This window comes from Nocardioides secundeburneus (assembly GCF_039939255.1).
GTDB lineage: Bacteria > Actinomycetota > Actinomycetes > Propionibacteriales > Nocardioidaceae > Nocardioides.
On record NZ_JBDUUE010000001.1, the window covers coordinates 994,453 to 1,012,662 of the forward strand.

Here is an 18,210-nt window from a genome sequence, read left to right on the forward strand (position 1 = left end):
CCGCCCGTGGCGACTCCTGGCTGGTACCCCGATCCGTCCGGTCAGCCGGGCGCCTACCGCTACTGGGACGGTCAGGCGTGGGGCGACGACGTCACCGACAACCCGTTCGGCGGCCCGCCGAAGCCACCGGTCCCCGGCGCCGGCGACCCCTTCGCCGCCCCCACCGTCTTCCCGGGCGCCTCCCAGGAGCCGGAGCCGCCCGAGAGCGACCACACGGTCGTGGCCGGCGGACCGAGCGGGCCCCCGCCGTCGAGCCCGCCGCCGACCCCGCCGCCGTCGAGCCCGCTGTCGGCCGAGCCGACCCAGGTCGGCTGGTCCACGCCGCCGCAGCCACCGCCGTCCCAGCCGAGCTGGCAGCAGCAGCCGGCGCCCTACCAGGGCTACCAGCCGCCCGGCGCGTCCTCCCCGCAGCAGTTCGCGCAGCCGTTCGGCGCTCCGCCGCCGGCGGCCCGGGGAGGCGGTGGCAAGACCGTCGGCCTCGTGGTGCTCGCGGTGCTGCTCGTCGTCGCCATCGGCATCGGCTCGTTCTTCGTCGTCCGCGGCCTCACCGACGACGGCGACGACACCGCCGGCGAGGGGGAGTCCTCGCAGACCGACGACCCGACGTCCGACCCGACCGAGACCGACCCGACGACCGACCCGACCGAGGACCCGACCGAGGACCCGACCGAGGACCCGACCGAGGACCCGGGCGGCACGATCGCCGATCCCGGCGACCCGTTCACCGACGGCATCACGCCGGTCGGCTGCACCGTCGGCACCCCCACGCAGGGCGTCACCGGCGAGGTCGGCAGCACCTGGACCGGCGGAGGCCTGAGCATCCCGAAGGTGCCCGGCTACCTGACGATCAACAACGAGGGTGTGACCTACGACCAGTCCGCGGCCTTCGAGTTCGCCGACGGCGTGCTGGCGCCCTCGCAGGAGGTCGAGGCCGGCTGGGCCTCGGTCTACGCCCTGGGAGGTCTCCGGAAGTCGACCTTCGCCGACCCGGGCGCGGCTGCCGCCGCCGTCATGGAATGCATGTCGGCGTCCCCGAAGTTCTACCGCGACCTCAGCGGCGCCGAGCTCACGGACTCGAAGGAGATCGAGGTCGACGGCGCACCGGCGTGGGAGATGGACGCCGTCATCCGCATCGACGACCCCGAGGTGCAGGCCGAGGGCGACGTCGCGAAGGTCATCGTCGTCGACACCGGCGACCCGCAGCGCTGGGGCATGTTCGTCTCGGTCGTGCCGATCGGCGACGACTCGCTCACCGGCCAGCAGCAGTCGGTGGCGGCCTCGCTCTCAGTGGGCTGAGATCGCCGGCGCCACGTCGGTGTGGGTGGAGTCGTCGCCCTTGAACGGCTGTTCGGAGCCGCCGTCGTGGCCGTGGACGACGGCCGCCGCACCCGCCCATCCACAGCCCGGTGGTCAGGGGGGCTGGACAGCACGCGCTACCGTGATCGGCGCTGAGCCCCGGAGCGGGGCCACCCCCCCCCCCAGCACCTCCCCAGCACGGCATCGGAGTTCGGAAGACACGTGGCACACAAGCTCGTCATCGTCGAGTCGCCGGCCAAGGCCCGCACCATCGGCGGCTACCTCGGCAAGGACTACGTCGTGGAGTCGTCCATCGGGCACATCCGCGACCTGCCCAACAACGCCGCGGACACGCCTGCGTCGATCAAGGACAAGCCGTGGGGCCGCCTCGCGGTCGACGTCGACAACGAGTTCACGCCCTACTACGTCGTGCCCCGCGACAAGAAGTCGCACATCTCGAAGCTGAAGAGCCTGCTCAAGGACGCCGACGAGCTCTACCTCGCCACCGACGAGGACCGCGAGGGCGAGGCCATCGCGTGGCACCTGCTCGACGAGCTGAAGCCGAAGAAGAACGTCACCGTCAAGCGCATGGTGTTCCACGAGATCACCAAGCAGGCGATCATCGACGCCGCCGCCAACCCGCGCGAGCTGGCGATGGACCTCGTCGAGGCGCAGGAGACCCGCCGCATCCTCGACCGCCTCTACGGCTACGAGGTCAGCCCGGTGCTGTGGAAGAAGGTGATGTCCGGGCTGTCCGCGGGCCGCGTGCAGTCGGTCGCCACGCGGCTCGTCGTCGACAAGGAGCGCCAGCGCATCTCGTTCAAGGTCGCCTCCTACTGGGACCTCGAGGGCACCTTCGACGCCGGCTCGAAGCACGAGCAGCGGATGTTCCCGGCCAAGCTCCACTCGATCGACGGCACCCGGGTCGCCTCGGGCGGCAACTTCGGGCCCGACGGCCTGCTGAAGGCCGGCGCCACCGTCGTCCACCTCGACCGCGCCCGGGCCCAGGGTCTGGTCACGGCGCTCGAGGACACCTCCTACGACGTCCGCTCGGTCGAGGCCAAGCCCTACCGTCGCTCGCCCTACGCGCCGTTCCGCACCACCACGCTGCAGCAGGAGGCCGGTCGCAAGCTCGGCATGAGCGCGTCGGTGACGATGTCGGTGGCCCAGCGCCTGTACGAGAACGGCTACATCACCTACATGCGTACCGACAGCACCACGCTGTCCGACGGTGCGATCCGCGCGGCGCGCACGCAGGCCACCGAGCTCTACGGCGCCGAGTACGTCCCCGACGCGCCGCGCACCTACACCTCCAAGGTCAAGAACGCCCAGGAGGCGCACGAGGCGATCCGCCCGGCCGGCGAGTCGTTCCGCACCCCCGCGCAGACCGGCCTCACCGGCGACCAGTTCCGCCTCTACGAGCTGATCTGGATGCGCACCGTCGCCTCGCAGATGAAGGACGCCACCGGTCAGACCGTCTCGATCCGCATCGGCGGTGCGGCCGCCCACGCCGACGGTCGCAGCGAGGACGTCGTGTTCTCGGCGTCCGGTCGGGTGATCACGTTCCACGGCTTCCTGAAGGCCTACGTCGAGGGCACCGACGACGGCGGCGCGAAGGACGACCAGGAGACCCGGCTGCCCAACCTCGAGCAGGGCGACGCCGTCTCGGCCGCCTCGCTGTCGGCCAACGGCCACGAGACCAAGCCGCCGTCGCGCTACACCGAGGCCACGCTCATCAAGGAGCTCGAGGACCGCGAGATCGGCCGCCCGTCGACCTACGCCTCGATCATCGGCACGATCCTCAACCGCGGCTACGTCTACAAGAAGGGCACCGCACTGGTGCCGGCGTGGCTGGCGTTCTCGGTGATCCGGCTGCTCGAGGAGCACTTCCCGCGGCAGGTCTCCTACGAGTTCACCGCCTCCATGGAGGACGTCCTCGACGAGATCGCCGGGGGCCGCAAGGGCCGCATCGACGAGCTCACCGAGTTCTACTACGGCTCCGAGGAGGTCAAGGGCCTCAAGCCGCTCGTCGACGGCCTCGGCGAGATCGACGCCCGCGAGCTGGCCACGTTCCCCGTCGGCGGACCCGACTCCGGCATCAACCTGCGCGTCGGGCGCTACGGGCCCTACCTCGAGGGCCCCGACGACGAGGGCAACCCCACCGGAAAGCGGGCCAACGTGCCCGACGACCTGCCGCCCGACGAGCTCACGCTCGAGAAGGCCAAGGAGCTGTTCGCCAACCCGGCCGGTGAGGAGATCCAGCTCGGCAACCACCCCGAGACCGGACTCGCCGTCGTCGCCAAGAACGGCCGGTACGGCCCCTACGTCACCGAGGTGCTGCCGGAGGATGCGAAGAAGAGCGACAAGCCGCGCACCGGCTCGCTGTTCAAGTCGATGTCGCTCGACACCATCACCCTCGACGACGCCGTCAAGCTGCTCTCGCTGCCCCGCGTGGTCGGTGTCGCGCCGCCGGCCGAGGGCGAGGAGCAGGGCCAGGAGATCACCGCGCAGAACGGCCGCTACGGGCCCTACCTGAAGAAGGGCACCGACTCGCGCTCGCTCACCAGCGAGGAGCAGCTGTTCACCGTCACCCTCGACGAGGCGCTGGCGATCTACAGCCAGCCCAAGCAGCGCGGCCGCGCCGCCGCGGCTCCGCCGCTGAAGGAGCTCGGCAACGACCCCGTGTCGGGTCAGCCGATCGTGGTGAAGTCGGGCCGGTTCGGCGAGTACGTCACCGACGGCGAGTACAACGCCACCCTGCGCAAGGACGACTCCGTCGAGTCGATCACCACCGAGCGCGCCGCCGAGCTGCTGGCCGAGCGTCGCGAGCGCGGACCGGCGAAGAAGGCGGCCAAGAAGGGCGCGAAGAAGGCCCCGGCCAAGAAGGCGGCGGCGAAGAAGGCGGCCAAGAAGACGGCGGCCACGAAGGCGCCGGCGAAGAAGGCCGCGGCGAAGAAGGCGGCCAAGAAGGCCTGATCGGTCAGCCCCGCTCCGGTGGTCTGCCATCCTGGGGCGGTGGCTGACCCGATGCGCCGGCTGATCGACCGCGTCGACGACGCCGGCGTCCGGCGGTCGATGTCGCACGGCGGGTCCGGTTGGTCGGCCGAGGCCGACCTCGAGCAGGTCGTCGGGGTGCTCCGCCTCGAGCACGGCGAGCACGTCGACGAGGGCGCCGCCGACACCGATCGGCTCCTGCGCGACGTCTTCGGGCTCGACGAGACCGACACCGCGCTGCTGTGGGCCGCGGCCGCGTGCGACCTCGACGCCTCGGTCGCTCTCGCCTACGGCCACCTGCGCGGCTCGGGCGCGCCGAGCCGGGCCACCGTCGCCCTGGCTCTCGAGCTGGCCGGCGTCCCGACCGCGACGCCCGAGCCGTTCGAGCGGCTCGCCGCGGGCAGCCCGCTGCGTCGTCACCGGCTCGTCGACGTCGGCGGCACCGGCCCGTGGCTCGCGCGCGAGGTCAGCGTCCCGGACGCCGTCCTGGCCCGGCTCGCGGGCGGCGTCGCCGCCGACCCGTCGGTCGAGCGGCTGCGGGTGCCGGTCGTGCCGCTGCGCCTGCCGGGCAGCGACGTCGTCGCCCGCGGCATCGCCGCCGGCGTGCCCCTGGTCTGGGTGCGGGCCGCCACCGGCACGTCGGGCGCCTCCACGGCCGCCGGGGCGTTCGCCGAGCTCGGGCGCGAGTGCCTGGCCGTCGACCTGCGCCGCCACCCGGCCGAGGCGCCGGTCGGCGACCTGCTCGCCACCGCCGCCCGCGACGCCGGCCTGCACGACCGCGGGCTTGTGGTGCTGGGGTGCGAGGCGCTGTCCGCCTCGCCCGAGATGCACGTGCTCGACGAGCTCGAGCGCGCCGCCGTCCCCGTCGTCGCGATCAGCACCAAGCCGTGGAACCCGCACTGGCTGCCGCGTCACCCGCTCGTCGTCGAGGCCCGCCCGCTCACCGTCGACGACCGCGCCCGCACCTGGGCCGACCACCTCGCCGGCGACGTCGGCGCCGACCCCGAGCTGCGCGAGGCGCTGCTCGGCCTGCGGCTCTCGGCCGAGGACATCGTCGAGGCCGCCCGCTACGCCGACGTGCTCGCGCGCTCCTGGGACGAGCCCCTCGGCGCCGAGCGGGTGCGCGAGGCGGCCCGGCGCGTCGGCGGCTCCGGCGGTGCCCTCGCCGAGCGGATGACGGGTCGCTCGAGCGGCGGCCGGCTCAGCTTCGACGACCTCGTGCTGCCCGACCACGTCGCCGACCCGCTGCGGCGCCTGGTCAGCTGGGCCCGGCACCGCGACTCGCTCGACGTCGCCGCGTCGCTGCGCGGCCGTGGTCGGGGCCTCGCCGCTCTGTTCACCGGCTCGCCCGGCACCGGCAAGACGCTGGCCGCGCACGTCATCGCCGAGGAGCTCGCGATCGACCTCTTCCAGGTCGAGCTCTCCTCGATCGTCGACAAGTACATCGGCGAGACCGAGAAGAACCTCGAGCGCGTCTTCAACGCCGCCGAGGCGCTCGACGTCGTGCTGTTCTTCGACGAGGCCGACGCGCTGTTCGGCGCTCGCTCCGGCGGTGGCGACGCACGCGAGCGCTACGCCAACCAGGAGGTCGCCTACCTGTTGCAGCGCATGGAGCACTTCGACGGCATCACCATCTTGTCGACCAACCTGCGCGGCAACCTCGACAAGGCGTTCTCGCGCCGGATGAGCTTCATCGTCAACTTCCCCGACCCCGACGTCCCCACGCGCACGCGACTGTGGCAGCACCACGTCGACCAGCTCGGCGACCGCGACCCCGACGACCCGATCGACGTCGTCCGGCTCGCCGAGGCGGCCGAGCTCGCCGGCGGCGACGTGCGCAACATCGTGCTGGCCTCGGCCTACGACGCCGTCGCGGCCGGCGAGAAGGTCGGGCACCGGCACGTGCTGGCCGCGACCCGCCGGGAGTTCACCAAGCTCGGCCGCGTGGCCCCGGCGCTCTGACTTCGCGAAAGCGCCCCCCGGGGCGTCGGTGACGGCTAGCGTGGTGTCCCCGTGCCCGCAGCCCTGGACGGAGCGGGGACGACGAGGAGCCGGCCGTGACCAGCACCCAGCACGCCCCCACGAAGAAGCCGACCGGCCGCAAGCGCAGCGACGCGACGGCCTCGCAGACGACGCCGCCGATGCAGCAGGACCCGGTGTGGAAGAAGGCCCAGCTCGGCCTCGCGAAGGTCGGCGCGCCGATGCCCGAGGTGGAGAACAAGGTTGGCGCCTGGACCGAGGACACCACCGAGCGCGGCTACGACGTCGCCGAGGACGGCTCGGTCAACGGCACCACCTACGAGCGCAAGACCGGCGCGGGCGCCGGCGCCAAGCGCAGCACGAAGACCGAGCACCACGTCTTCGACGGCACCACGACGACCGACTACGAGTCCGAGACCGAGGGCCTCGCCGGCGTCGAGGTCGCCGCGACCATGCTCGGCAAGCACACCAGCCAGGAGATCTCGGCCGGCATCGAGACCCTCGCGCGGGCCGGCGCGTTCGGTGAGGCCAAGTGCAAGGGCGCGATCAAGCGTCACATGATGAGCGCCGGCTACGAGGCCGAGGCCTCCGGGGGCGCCGGCGTCGAGGCGCGGCTCAAGGCCGAGGCGAAGATCGACCGCACCGGAGCGATCCCCGCACTCCTGGCCACGCTCGACGCCGGCATCAAGGCCGGCGTCTGGGCCGAGGGCAAGTTCACCGGCACCGCGACCCTGGGCCCGGTCGGCGCCACGGTCCTGGCCGAGGTCAACGGCCTCATCGGCGGCGAGGCCACCATCACCGGCAAGCTGTTCGCCTCGCTCGAGGAGGGCATCGGCGGCGAGCTCGAGGCCGGCGCCATGGTCGGGGCCAAGGGCTCGGCGAGCGGCTCGGTCGAGGTCGGCATCCCCGGCAAGGTCGGCATCGAGCTGGGTGGCTCGGTCGAGGCCATGGCCGGCGCCGAGGCCAAGCTCGAGGCCGGCGTCACCATCTCGCTCAAGGGCGTGAGCGCGAAGTTCAAGGCCGAGGCGTTCGCCGGGGCCAAGGCGAGCGCCACCGGCAAGGCGTCGATCAAGCTGATGGGCAAGACCATCCTGGCGGCCGAGGGCACCGTCGAGGTCAGCGCCGGTGCCGGCGGCACCGCCGAGGGCGAGTTCACCTTCCTCAACGGCAAGCTCAAGATCAGCGCCAACCTCGCCGCCACGCTCGGCATCGGCCTGGGCGCCTCCGGCGACATCGAGATCGACCTCGGCACGCTCGGCACGATCATCTACGCCAAGCTCTACGAGATCCAGAAGAGCTCGAGCGACCCCGTCGTCAAGGACGTCAGCCCCGACTTCAAGCGCGAGCCGCTCAAGGACCCCGCCGAGGCCGCGAAGAAGCACCAGATCGGCTACGACGCCGTCTACGAGAGCTTTCTCGCCTACGCCCGCAAGAAGACCATGCAGGGCAAGGGTGTCGCCGCGGCCCCGCAGTTCGGCCCGGGCACCAACCGCGACAACGAGGGCATCAAGCGCGAGCGGGTGCAGGCGATCATCGACGACGTCTCGCCGCTGCTGCGCGCCGACATGGCCTACCTCGAGACCGACGAGGGCATCCAGAAGGCCGCGCTCGACGCCTTCGGCGGCCAGCTCTCCGGCGTCATCGTCGACCACGGCAAGATCCGTTCCTGGACGCCGACCGACCGCGCCACGGCCATCGAGAGCCGCGAGAAGCTGGCGGCCGAGGAGAAGATGCGCGTCGTCCGCGACCCGTTCCTCGACGAGCTGCACGGCTACTGCCGCAAGAAGATGACCGAGGGCGCTCACGGCGTCAAGGAGTCGGTGGTGCAGGGCATCATCGACAAGCACTACAAGAAGCTGCAGGCCACCTTCACCGCCAGCGCCTCCGAGCCCGACGAGGTCGTGGCCTGGGTCGCGGAGGAGATGAAGGCCCGCTACCTCAGCGACTTCGCGGTCAAGAACGGCAAGATCACCTCCTTCGTCGTCGACGAGGCCAAGACCAAGCAGGTCAAGGACGAAGCGGCCGGCCAGCTCGCCGACGCCGCGCTCGGCACGGCGCTGCAGCAGCTCGACGCCGGCCTCACCGGCTACCTCAACGGGGTGCTGGGCAAGAAGGACGGCAGCGTCGACGGCGCCTCGATCACCAAGGTGATCTCGAAGGCCATGGCGAAGGTCTCGGCCCAGCTGAGCAAGCCCGAGGTGGCCGAGGCCGTCAAGCTCAAGGTGATGACCCGGCTCGGCGACGTCGTCCAGGGCATCGAGATCAAGGACGGCGTCGTCACCGCCCTCGTGCTCAAGGACGGCGGCGTGGCCGCCGCGCGCACGAAGCGCGACGCCGACGCCGCCGAGGCCGCCAAGCAGGCGTGCGCCGACAAGTTCGGCCGCGCGCTGGTGGCCTACCGCGAGCACAAGACGGCCAAGGGCACGAACGGGCTCAAGCCCGTCAAGGTCCAGGGGCTCCTCGACACCGCGCTCAAGACCGAGGCGGCGTGGAAGACCTCCGGCGACGCTGACGCGGCGCTCATGGGCGCGGCCACGACGTCCCTCGGCGAGAGCCTCAAGGGCGTCAGCATCGTCAACGGCGTGGTCAAGATGTTCGACTTCGACAACGCCGGCCTGGCCGAGGACAAGAAGTTCCGCAAGGAGAACGGCACGGCCCGCCTCGGTGGCGAGGAGGACGACAACCAGCGCCGCTCCATGGTCACCGCCGGCGTCCGCGGGCCGCTCAAGGCGTTGTGCGACAGCTTCCGCGCGGCCGCGGAGAAGGACCCGACCGCCCGCCTCGACAAGTCGAAGCTGCAGGGCATCCTCGACAAGGGCGTCAAGGGCATCCGAGCCGACGCCAACACCCCGGCCGGCAACGAGGCCCTCGAGGACGCGCTCAAGCTCTACCTGCCGATGATCAAGGACGTGACGGTCGAGAACCTCCAGATCACGACCCTGGTCGTCAACGAGGGCATGTGGGTCGGCAAGGCCGCCCAGAAGACGTCCGACACCGCCCGGGCCGCGATCAAGTCGGAGCTGAAGAAGAAGAAGGGCTCGATGACCGCGGCGCTGGCCAACGAGATCATCGCCAAGCACAAGGCCAAGCTGTCGAGCCTGCCTGCCGACGAGCTCGACATGGTCCTGCAGCTCGACATCGTCGAGGCGCTGCTGGCGGTCCTGCAGAGCAACGACCCCGTCACCGTGTCCGGCGGCACCGTCACCAAGCTGCTGCTGAAGGCGAAGAAGTGACCGATCCCGACCCGGCACCGGCCGAGCTGGTGCACTTCTACAGCTACGCCACCGGCGTCTCCCTCGAGCTCCCGGTCGGCTTCGAGCAGGTCGCCCACGACGACGGGTCGGCGACCTATGCCGTTCTCGGTGACGACGACGTGACTCCCGTGCCCGGTACGCAGCTGCTCGTCCAGGTCGTCGCCACGCTCCCCGACGACGCCACCGACACCGACCGCGACGAGGCCGTCGACGGGCTCGCCACCGCGCTGGCCGACCGGCCCGGCACCCCGGTCGAGCAGGCCGAGCTGCAGGTCGACGACGAGCGCGTGGTGCTGCTGACCACGCGCGGCGACGACGCGACGACGGTGCTGTCCGCCGCCGCCGTCACGCCGCACCGCCTGGTCTCGGTCACCGCGGTCGCGCGCGACGGCGACGTCCTGGCCGCGCACCGCGCCGCCGTCGAGTCGATCCGGTGGGTGGGCCTGTGAGCACGGCGTCGCTCGAGACCGCGGGCCCCGACTGGGTCTCGCTGACCGCGGCCGACCTCCTCGTCTCGATGCGGGTGCCGCGGGGCTGGGAGGCCACCGCACCCGACCGGACGACGATCGCCGCCGCCGGCCCCGACGGGGTCTCGCTCAGCGTGCAGCGCGGCGTGCCGGAGGAGCCGGGCCACGACTGGTTCGTCGAGTTCGCGCGCGCGGTGCCCGCACAGCTGCAGGACGACGTGCCGGGCTTCGAGCTGATCGAGACCGAGCGGTTCCGGCTCAGCAGCGCCTACGCCGACGTGCTGCTCGTCGCCGCCCGTCGCGACGACGGGCTCACGGGCGCCGTCGGGCCGACCGCGCAGGTGCAGGCCTACGTGTGGGCCGGCGACCGGCGCATGTACGTCGTCGCGGGCTCGACCCCCGCGGTGCACGAGGCGCGCGACCTCCCGGTGCTGCGCGCCGTCGTCCACTCGCTGCGGCTGCTGCCCCCGCGCGGCTGAGTCACCAACGACCACGAGCCGCCGGACGAGGGGTTCTCGTCGGGCGGCCCGTGGGTCGTCAGTGGTTGGTCAGCGATGCGTCACTGGCCGTAGGGGCTCTGGCTCGGCGGCTGCTGGCCGTAGCCGGGCTGCTGGCCGTACTGCGGCGGCGGGGGCGGCTGCTGGCCGTACTGCGGCTGGCCGTAGCCGGGCTGGCCGCCGTACTGCGTCTGGCCGTAGCCCTGCTGCGGGTAACCGCCGCCGTAGCCGGTCGCACCCTTGGGGTTGGGGCCGTACTGGTTGTCCGGGGTGCTGTCCTGGACCAGGAAGTAGAGCAGGATCAGCCCACCCACGAACGGGATGAGGCCGATGAAGTAGAACCAGCCGCTCTTGCCGGTGTCGTGCAGGCGCCGCACGACCACCGCGATCGACGGAATCAGCACGCCGAGCGCGAAGACGAAGAACACCAGGCCGAACACGACCGCCAGGGCGGTGCTGTCGGCGAAGATGCCGACCAGGAGCAGCGCGTAGAGCGGGATGTAGCAGAGCATCACCGCGAGGGTCCAGTACCAGTACTCCGACCTGCGGGCTCGGCCCGAGAAGTCTGCGTACTTGCCCAGGACGGCGCGGACCGCCTCCATCAACGACATGGATGTCTCTCCTTGGTTCAGGTGGTCGTGGCCGGTTCGGACGCAGGCACCATGCCCCACCGTCCGACGGTTCACACACCATCCGCTCGACCGGTCCAGTCCACCTGCTGCGGGACGGCGCAGGTCTTCCAAAGGGGGAGGCGATCGCGGTGCGCGTCGCCAACAGTGGCCGGACCCGACCAGGAGGCCATCACCATGAGCCAGACCGCACCGCACTCGACCAGTTCGGCCGCTCGCACCATGAGCATCATCGGCATCGTCCTCGGCGTGCTCGCCGTCTTCGTCCTCCCGATCATCCTCGGGCCCATCGGCGCCGTGCTCGGCTTCGTCGCCAACTCGAAGGGCGACCGACCGCTCGGCATGTACGTGGGCATCGGCTGCATCGTCGCGACCGTTCTCGGCATGGTGCTGGGCGCCGTCGTCTACAGCTCCATGAACTGACCCGCTTCCGGCCCCGCTTCCGGCCCAGCCGTCGGCCGCCCTGTCGGCGGCGGCCGGTAGCGTCGTCGCCGTGCCACCCACCGCCCCGCCGCCGCGCTACGCCGACCGCGGGGTGTTCGTGTGCTTCGAGGGCGGCGAGGGCGCCGGCAAGTCCACGCAGTCCGGCCGGTTGCGCCGGTGGCTCGAGGCCGAGGGGCACGACGTCGTCCTGACGTTCGAGCCCGGCGACACGTCCGTCGGGCAGGAGGTCCGGCGCATCGTGCTGAGCCCCGAGACCGGTGCGCTGGCCGATCGCACCGAGGCGCTGCTCTACGCCGCCGACAAGGCCGAGCACGTCGAGACCCTGGTCGACCCGGCCCTCGCCCGGGGCGCCGTCGTCGTCACCGACCGCTACGTCGACTCCACGCTCGCCTACCAGGGGGCCGGTCGCACCCTCGACGTCGCCGAGGTCGAGGCCGTGGCGCGCTGGGCCACCACCGGGCTGCGTCCGCACCTGACCGTCGTCCTCGACCTCGAGCCCGAGGCCGGCCTGGGGCGGTTCGAGGGCCGCGACCGCATCGAGGGCGAGTCGCTGGAGTTCCACCAGCGGGTGCGCCAGGCGTTCCTGGCCATGGCGCACGCCGACCCCGAGCACTACCTCGTGCTCGACGCCCGCGCCGACGTCGACGACATCGAGGCGGCGGTGCGGGCGGGCGTCGTCCCCCTGCTCGGCCAGGCGGTGCGGCGATGACGGTCTGGAACGACCTCGTCGGCCAGGCCGATGCCGTCACCGCGCTGCAGCGAGCCGTCAACGGTGACGGCATGACCCACGCCTGGCTGTTCACCGGGCCGCCGGGATCCGGACGCTCCAACGCCGCGATCGCCTTCGCGGCCGCGCTGCAGTGCCCCCGGGGCGGCTGCGGCGAGTGCCACGACTGCCGCACCGCGCTCGCCGGCAGCCACGCCGACGTCACGATCCACCGCACGCAGAGCGTGCAGCTGCGCGTGCACGAGGCCAAGGACCTCATCCGCAAGGCCGCGCTGTCGCCGGTCGGCTCGCGCCAGGTGCTCATCGTCGAAGACGCCGACCGGTTCAACGACACTTCGGGCAACGCGATGCTCAAGGCCATCGAGGAGCCGCACCCCCGCACCGTCTGGCTGCTGTGCGCGCCCACCCTCGAAGACGTGCTGCCGACCATCCGCTCGCGGTGCCGGCAGGTCAACCTCGTCACGCCGACCCCCGACGACGTCGCCGCGTTCCTCGTGCGCACCGAGGGCGTCGGCGAGGCCGTCGCCGCCTACGCGGCCCGGGCGAGCCAGGGCCACATCGGCCGGGCGCGGGCCCTCGCGCTCGACGAGCCCACCCGCAACCGCCGGCGCGAGATCGTCTCGCTGCCCAACCGCCTCACCTCCCTCGGCGCCTGCATGACCGCGGCGTCCAACCTGGCCGCCGTGGCCAAGGAGGAGGCCGAGGCGATCACCACCGACCTCGACGCCCGCGAGAAGGCCGACCTCGACCGCGCCTACGGCGTCGAAGAACGCGGACGCCGTCCGCGCGAGTACGGCCCGGCGCTCCGCGAGCTCGTCGACGACCAGAAGCGCCGCGCTCGACGCCGCATCATCGACGTCGTCGACCGCGGTCTCATGGACCTCGTCTCGGTCTACCGCGACGCGATCTCGGTGCAGCTCGGCGCCGGCGTCGACCTCGTCAACGCCGAGATGCGGGCCGACGTCGCCGACCTCGCCCGCGACTCCACGCCCGAGCTCAACCTGCGGCGCATCGACTGGATCTTCGAGGCGCGCGAGCAGATGGTCGAGTTCAACGTCCCGGTGGCCTTGGCCCTCGAGGCCATGATGGTGGCGCTCAAGGTCCCGGGGCGGAGCGAGTGACCAGCGCGGTGACCAGCGTGCGACCGAGGCGGAGGATGCAGTGAACAGGAAGCTCGTCGGAGCGGTGGCGCTCATCGCCATCTTCGCCGTCGGCATCGGCGGCGGGGCGCTGGCCGCCGTCGTCGTCGGTCTGGGCGACGACGACGACGCCGCGCAGTCGGTCGACGAGCCCGACGGTCCTGCCGGCCCGGTGCCGGCGGGGCTCGGGCGTTTCTACGAGCAGCGCCTCGACTGGCAGCCCGACTGCCACCGCGGCACCGAGTGCGCCACGCTCACGGTGCCGGTCGACTACCGCGAGCCCGACGGCGCCACCGTCGACCTCGCGCTCGAGAGGCGCCTCGCCGACGACCAGTCCGACAAGGTGGGCTCGCTCGTGGTCAACCCCGGCGGGCCCGGGTTCGGCGGCACGATCATGGCCGAGATCGCCACCGGCTTCTTCCGTCCCGAGCTGCTCGAGCGCGTCGACATCGTCGCCTTCGACCCACGGGGCACGGGCGACTCCGATCCGCTGGACTGTGTGTCCGACCAAGACCTCGACACCTACCTGGGTCAGGACCCCACGCCCGACGACGACGCCGAGGTCGCCGAGGTGGCTGCCAACCAGGAGGCCTTCTTCGCCGGGTGTGTCGCCAGCTCCGACGAGCTCGTCGGCCACGTCTCCACCGCCGAGACCGCCCGCGACATGGACGTGCTGCGCGGCGTCCTCGCCGAGGAGGAGCTCGACTACCTCGGCTTCTCCTACGGCACGACCCTCGGCTCCACCTACGCCCAGCTCTTCCCCGGCAACGTCGGCCGCTTCGTGCTCGACGGCGCCACCGACCCCTCCCTCGACCTGAAGAGCGACCTGCTCAGCCAGGCCGAGGGGTTCCAGACGGCCCTCGACGCCTACGTCGACGCCTGCGTGGCCGGTGGCGACTGCTTCCTGGGCGGCGACCGCACCGGCGCCCTCGTCACGATCGACGACCTCCTGGCCACCATCGACGCCACGCCGCTGCCGGTCGACGACGGCCGCGAGCTCCAGGCCGGCAACGCCTTCTACGCCCTCGCCGCGCCGCTCTACAGCGAGCAGCGCTGGCCCGAGCTCGACCGCGCCATCGGCGACGCGCTCGACGGCGACGGCACCTCGATGATGCAGCTCTTCGACGGCTACTGGTCGCGAGGCCCGTCGGGCTACACCGACAACGTCGCGGAGGCCATCTCGGCGATCAACTGCCTCGACGACCCCAGCTTCGTCGAGCCGGCCGACATCCCGGCCACCTATCCCGAGTTCGACGCCGCCTCGCCGACCTTCGGCCGCGTGTTCGCGTGGTCGCAGCTCGGCTGCCGCGGCCTTCAGGTCGAGCCGGCCGAGGTGGTCCCGCCCATCCGGGCCGAGGGTGCCGCGCCGATCGTCGTCGTCGGCACCACCCGCGACCCCGCGACGCCCTACCAGGAGGCCGTCGCGCTCGCCGAGCAGCTCGAGAGCGGCGTGCTGCTCAGTCGCGACGGCGACGGCCACACCGCCTACAACAGCGGCAACACCTGCATCGACGAGGCGATCGAGGGCTACCTGCTCGACGGCGTCGTCCCCGCCGACGGCACGGAGTGCTGACGGGCCCGGACGCGTGGTGGCGGTGCGTGAGCCACCGTTCGGTGGTCGTGCGAACGCCGGTTAGGTGGCTCACCTACCGCCCGATCCGCCGGGCGACCACGGGTCAGGGCAGCCGCGAGAACCACAGCAGGCTGAACCCGGCGGCGAGCATGCCGAGCACGAGCGCGATGGCGATCGCCCACGCGGTCACGTCGCGGGGCTCGGTGCGGTAGCCGATCGAGGACTGGATGTCCTCGTAGACCTGGTCGAGCTCGTCAGCGGTCTCGGCGGCGTAGCCGTTGCCGCCGGTGGCGTCGGCGAGCGCGTCGAGCGAGGGCTGGTCGACGGGCACCGGGATCGTCTGCCCGTCGACCTCGACCCGGCCGTCGGGCGTGCCGTAGGCGATGGTCGAGATCGGCACGTCGAGCTCGTTGGCGGCGGCCGAGGCCTGCTCGAGGGTGCTGCCGACGGTGTTGGAGCCGTCGGAGAGCAGCACGATGTGCGCCGGGACCGGCTCGGTCAGGTCGGTGCCGTCCTCGGCCGTCGTCTGCTCGCCGAGGGCGCGGATCTGGGCCAGCGAGGTCAGGACGCCGTCGCCGATGGCCGTGCCCTCGGCGAGCTCGAGCCGGTCGAGGGCGGCGATCGCCTGGTCGTGGTCGGGGCTCGGCTCGGCGAGCACGGCGGCCGAGCCGGCGAACTCGACGACGCCGACGTTGAAGCCGTCGGGCAGTCCGCGCACGAACTGCTGGGCCGCCTCGCGCGCGGCCGTGAGCCGGTCGGGCGAGACGTCGGTGGCCTGCATCGACAACGACACGTCGACGGTGACGATCACGGTGGCCCGCTCGCGCGGCACCTGCTCGTCGACCTCCGGCCGGGCGGCCGCGAGGGCCAGCGCCACGAACGTGAGCAGCAGCAGGACGGCGGGCACGTGCCGCCGCCAGGCCGGGCGGCGCGGCACGAGTCGCTCGAGCATCGGCAGCGTGGCGAACCGGACGGCGTAGCGGCTGCGGCGCTTCTGCACGACCAGGTAGAGCACGGCGAGCAGCGCGACCGGCACGAGCAGCCAGAGCCAGCGCGTGTCGGCCAGGGCGAGCAGGGGAGCGGGGATCGTCATGCCGGCACCACCCGTCGCATCGGCGCCCCGTGCACGTGGCGGGCGAGGTCGCGCACCCAGTCGCGGTCGGTGCGCAGCAGCACGTGCCCGGCCCGGGCCGAGCGGACGGCGTCGGCGGTCGCGGCCCGGTGGGCCGCGGTGGCGGCGGCGTAGCGGGCGCGCAGCCGGCGGTCGGAGGTCGGGATCTCCTGGCGGCGTCCGGTCTCGGGGTCCTCGAGGGTGACGGTGCCGACGTCGGGCAGGGCGAGCTCGCGCGGGTCGACGACCTCGACGACGACGGTCTCGTGGGCGGCGGCCATGCGGCGCAGCGGCTGCTCCCACGCGAAGGGCCGCTCGAGGCGGCCGTCGGGCTCGACGAGGTCGGTGACGACGACCCGGACGCCGGGGCGCGGATGGCGGCGGGCGAACGAGCCGAGGGCCGAGGCGAGGTCGGGTCCGCTGCCCGGCACTTTCGGCACGTGACGCCGCAGCGCCCGGTGCGCGGCCGCTCGCGAGGGCACGGGGGCCGACCAGGTCAGCCCCGCGCCGGTGAGGTGAGCGGTGCCGAGCCGGTTGCCGGGCCCCTGGGTGAGCAGCGCGACGGCGGCGACCACACCGGCCGCGATGTCGCGCTTCTCCAGGGCGATGGTGCCGAACGCCATGCTCGGGGTGTCGTCGACGAGCACCCACGTCTCGAGCTCGTGCTCGGCGACCGGGCGCCACACGTGCGGCACGCCGGCCGAGCGGGCGGTGACGTTCCAGTCGATGCGGCGCACGTCGTCCTCACCGGGCCGGTAGCGCACGATCTCCTCGGGGTCGGAGCCCGACCCGAGCCGGAGGCCGCGCTTGTCGCCGTGGAGGCGCCCGGGCAGGCGCCGTCGGACGGCGAGCTCGAGCGCGCCGAAGACGGCCTCGGGCGACGTGGTGCCGCCGAGGGGCGGCAGGTGGTCGGGGTGCTGGCTCATGTCGCGCGGCCGGTCAGGGCGCGGTCGGGCCGGCGTGGTTGCCGCCGGGCCCGGACGGCGCGGGGCCGACGGGCAGCGGCTCGGTGTGCTCCGGCTGCCTCTGCAGGAGGTCCGGCGCCTCGCGCGTGGCCACCGTGGGCTGCGGGACGGCGTGCAGCACCTCGCGGACGACGTGGCGCGGGTCGACGCCGTCGGCGACGGCGTCGAAGCTGAGCAGCAGCCGGTGGCTCATCACGTCGGAGGCGATCTCGGCGATGTCGGAGGGCAGCACGTAGGAGCGGCCGCGCAGGAGGGCGAGGGCGCGGCCGGCGGCGAGCATGCCGAGCGAGGCGCGCGGGCTGACGCCGAGCTCGATGACGTTCTGCAGGTGCGGCAGGCCGTAGCGCTCGGGCGAGCGCGTGGCGACGGTGAGGTTGACCAGGTAGGAGGCGACGGAGTGGTGCACGAAGAGGTCGTCGGCCACCCGCTGCAGCCGGACGACGTCGTCGGGGGTGAGCACGGCCCCGGCCTCGGGCGGGTCGACGGACATGCGGTGCAGGATCGTGAACTCCTCCTGCCCGGTGGGGTAGGGCACGTCGACCTTGAGCAGGAACCGGTCGCGCTGGGCCTCGGGCAGGCGGTAGACGCCCTCGGACTCGACCGGGTTCTGCGTGGCGAGCACGAGGAACGGCGTGGGCAGGCGGTGGCTGGTGCCGGCGATGGAGACCTGCTTCTCGGCCATGGCCTCCAGCAGCGCGCTCTGCACCTTGGCCGGCGCGCGGTTGATCTCGTCGGCGAGCACCAGGTTGGCGAAGATCGGGCCGAGCTCGACGTCGAACCGCTCGCTGCTGGAGTGCCAGACCCGGGTGCCGGTGATGTCGCCCGGCATCAGGTCGGGGGTGAACTGCAGCCGGGCGAAGTCGCCGCCGACGACGGCCGCGAGCGTGCGCACCGCGAGCGTCTTGGCGACGCCGGGCACGCCCTCGAGCAGGATGTGGCCGCGGGCGAGCAGACCGATCATCATCCGCTCGACCATGGCGTCCTGGCCGACGACGACCTTCTTGACCTCGATGAGCGCGCGCTCGAGCGTCTGTGAGGCCTCGGCGACCTCGCGCTCCTGTTCAGCCGACATGACCCCTAGGTTCCCAGACGCTCCTAGCGCTACGCCTGGGAGCGACCCCGACGCGGTGCTAC

14 protein-coding genes are annotated in these 18,210 nt (G+C 72.6%); 10 read left to right on the forward strand and 4 right to left on the reverse strand.

Annotation, left to right across the window (positions count from 1 at the left end; all coding sequences use genetic code 11):
• Positions 1 to 6: 6 nt before the first annotated feature.
• The 6 genes from ABFT23_RS04550 to ABFT23_RS04575 all read left to right on the forward strand — a co-directional run bounded on the left by ABFT23_RS04550 (position 7) and on the right by ABFT23_RS04575 (position 10,470).
• Positions 7 to 1,296, forward strand: a complete 1,290-nt coding sequence (locus ABFT23_RS04550) for a DUF2510 domain-containing protein (RefSeq protein WP_347892906.1) — start codon at positions 7 to 9, stop codon at positions 1,294 to 1,296.
• A 222-nt stretch (positions 1,297 to 1,518) separates the two neighbouring features.
• The gene (topA, locus tag ABFT23_RS04555; RefSeq protein ID WP_347892908.1) at positions 1,519 to 4,272 is read left to right on the forward strand and encodes a type I DNA topoisomerase; all 2,754 of its coding nucleotides are present in this window, start codon (positions 1,519 to 1,521) and stop codon (positions 4,270 to 4,272) included.
• A 39-nt stretch (positions 4,273 to 4,311) separates the two neighbouring features.
• The gene (locus ABFT23_RS04560) at positions 4,312 to 6,252 is read left to right on the forward strand and encodes an ATP-binding protein (RefSeq protein ID WP_347892909.1); all 1,941 of its coding nucleotides are present in this window, start codon (positions 4,312 to 4,314) and stop codon (positions 6,250 to 6,252) included.
• Between the two features lie 95 nt (positions 6,253 to 6,347).
• The gene (locus ABFT23_RS04565) at positions 6,348 to 9,503 is read left to right on the forward strand and encodes a hypothetical protein (RefSeq protein ID WP_347892910.1); all 3,156 of its coding nucleotides are present in this window, start codon (positions 6,348 to 6,350) and stop codon (positions 9,501 to 9,503) included.
• On the forward strand, positions 9,500 to 9,973 hold the full coding sequence (locus ABFT23_RS04570) for a hypothetical protein (protein ID WP_347892911.1): 474 nt from the start codon (positions 9,500 to 9,502) through the stop codon (positions 9,971 to 9,973). Before ABFT23_RS04565 ends, ABFT23_RS04570 begins: the two co-directional genes overlap by 4 nt.
• The gene (locus ABFT23_RS04575; RefSeq protein ID WP_347892913.1) at positions 9,970 to 10,470 is read left to right on the forward strand and encodes a hypothetical protein; all 501 of its coding nucleotides are present in this window, start codon (positions 9,970 to 9,972) and stop codon (positions 10,468 to 10,470) included. The genes ABFT23_RS04570 and ABFT23_RS04575 overlap by 4 nt, the downstream gene beginning before the upstream one ends.
• Before the next feature lie 80 nt (positions 10,471 to 10,550).
• On the opposite strand, the gene ABFT23_RS04580 is transcribed toward ABFT23_RS04575, so the two are convergent.
• Positions 10,551 to 11,099 carry a DUF805 domain-containing protein gene (locus ABFT23_RS04580; protein WP_347892915.1) on the reverse strand — a complete coding sequence of 183 codons (549 nt, stop codon included), beginning with the start codon at positions 11,097 to 11,099 and terminating at the stop codon, positions 10,551 to 10,553.
• Between the two features lie 195 nt (positions 11,100 to 11,294).
• Here ABFT23_RS04580 and ABFT23_RS04585 point away from each other — a divergent pair, with 195 nt between their 5' ends.
• The 4 genes from ABFT23_RS04585 to ABFT23_RS04600 all read left to right on the forward strand — a co-directional run bounded on the left by ABFT23_RS04585 (position 11,295) and on the right by ABFT23_RS04600 (position 15,000).
• The gene (locus ABFT23_RS04585) at positions 11,295 to 11,540 is read left to right on the forward strand and encodes a hypothetical protein (protein ID WP_347892916.1); all 246 of its coding nucleotides are present in this window, start codon (positions 11,295 to 11,297) and stop codon (positions 11,538 to 11,540) included.
• 70 nt (positions 11,541 to 11,610) lie between these two features.
• Positions 11,611 to 12,270 (forward strand): dTMP kinase, encoded by a 660-nt coding sequence (gene tmk / locus ABFT23_RS04590; RefSeq protein ID WP_347892917.1) that lies wholly within the window; start codon positions 11,611 to 11,613, stop codon positions 12,268 to 12,270.
• Entirely contained in the window at positions 12,267 to 13,409 is a 1,143-nt protein-coding gene (locus tag ABFT23_RS04595) for a DNA polymerase III subunit delta' (protein WP_347892918.1), read from the forward strand. The genes tmk and ABFT23_RS04595 overlap by 4 nt, the downstream gene beginning before the upstream one ends.
• A 40-nt stretch (positions 13,410 to 13,449) precedes the next feature.
• On the forward strand, positions 13,450 to 15,000 hold the full coding sequence (locus ABFT23_RS04600) for an alpha/beta hydrolase (RefSeq protein WP_347892919.1): 1,551 nt from the start codon (positions 13,450 to 13,452) through the stop codon (positions 14,998 to 15,000).
• A 103-nt stretch (positions 15,001 to 15,103) separates the two neighbouring features.
• Here the strand turns inward: ABFT23_RS04600 and ABFT23_RS04605 are convergent, their stop codons facing one another.
• Genes ABFT23_RS04605 through ABFT23_RS04615 form a run of 3 tightly spaced genes read right to left on the reverse strand, consistent with a single transcriptional unit; the run spans position 15,104 to position 18,148 of the window.
• Positions 15,104 to 16,093, reverse strand: coding sequence for a VWA domain-containing protein (locus tag ABFT23_RS04605; protein ID WP_347892920.1), 990 nt, complete (start codon positions 16,091 to 16,093; stop codon positions 15,104 to 15,106).
• Positions 16,090 to 17,037: a DUF58 domain-containing protein gene (locus tag ABFT23_RS04610; RefSeq protein ID WP_347892921.1), complete on the reverse strand. Its 948-nt coding sequence runs from the start codon at positions 17,035 to 17,037 to the stop codon at positions 16,090 to 16,092. The genes ABFT23_RS04605 and ABFT23_RS04610 overlap by 4 nt, the downstream gene beginning before the upstream one ends.
• A 13-nt stretch (positions 17,038 to 17,050) precedes the next feature.
• Positions 17,051 to 18,148 carry an AAA family ATPase gene (locus tag ABFT23_RS04615; RefSeq protein WP_347892923.1) on the reverse strand — a complete coding sequence of 366 codons (1,098 nt, stop codon included), beginning with the start codon at positions 18,146 to 18,148 and terminating at the stop codon, positions 17,051 to 17,053.
• Positions 18,149 to 18,210 lie beyond the last annotated feature (62 nt).

Excerpts from the sequence above, each read along its gene's own strand:
- ABFT23_RS04580 (WP_347892915.1), bottom strand. The coding sequence starts at position 11,099 with ATGTCGTTGATGGAGGCGGTCCGCGCCGTCCTGGGCAAGTACGCAGAC.
- ABFT23_RS04610 (WP_347892921.1), bottom strand. The coding sequence starts at position 17,037 with ATGAGCCAGCACCCCGACCACCTGCCGCCCCTCGGCGGCACCACGTCG.
- ABFT23_RS04605 (WP_347892920.1), bottom strand. The coding sequence starts at position 16,093 with ATGACGATCCCCGCTCCCCTGCTCGCCCTGGCCGACACGCGCTGGCTC.
- ABFT23_RS04585 (WP_347892916.1), top strand. The coding sequence starts at position 11,295 with ATGAGCCAGACCGCACCGCACTCGACCAGTTCGGCCGCTCGCACCATG.
- ABFT23_RS04615 (WP_347892923.1), bottom strand. The coding sequence starts at position 18,148 with ATGTCGGCTGAACAGGAGCGCGAGGTCGCCGAGGCCTCACAGACGCTC.
- ABFT23_RS04595 (WP_347892918.1), top strand. The coding sequence starts at position 12,267 with ATGACGGTCTGGAACGACCTCGTCGGCCAGGCCGATGCCGTCACCGCG.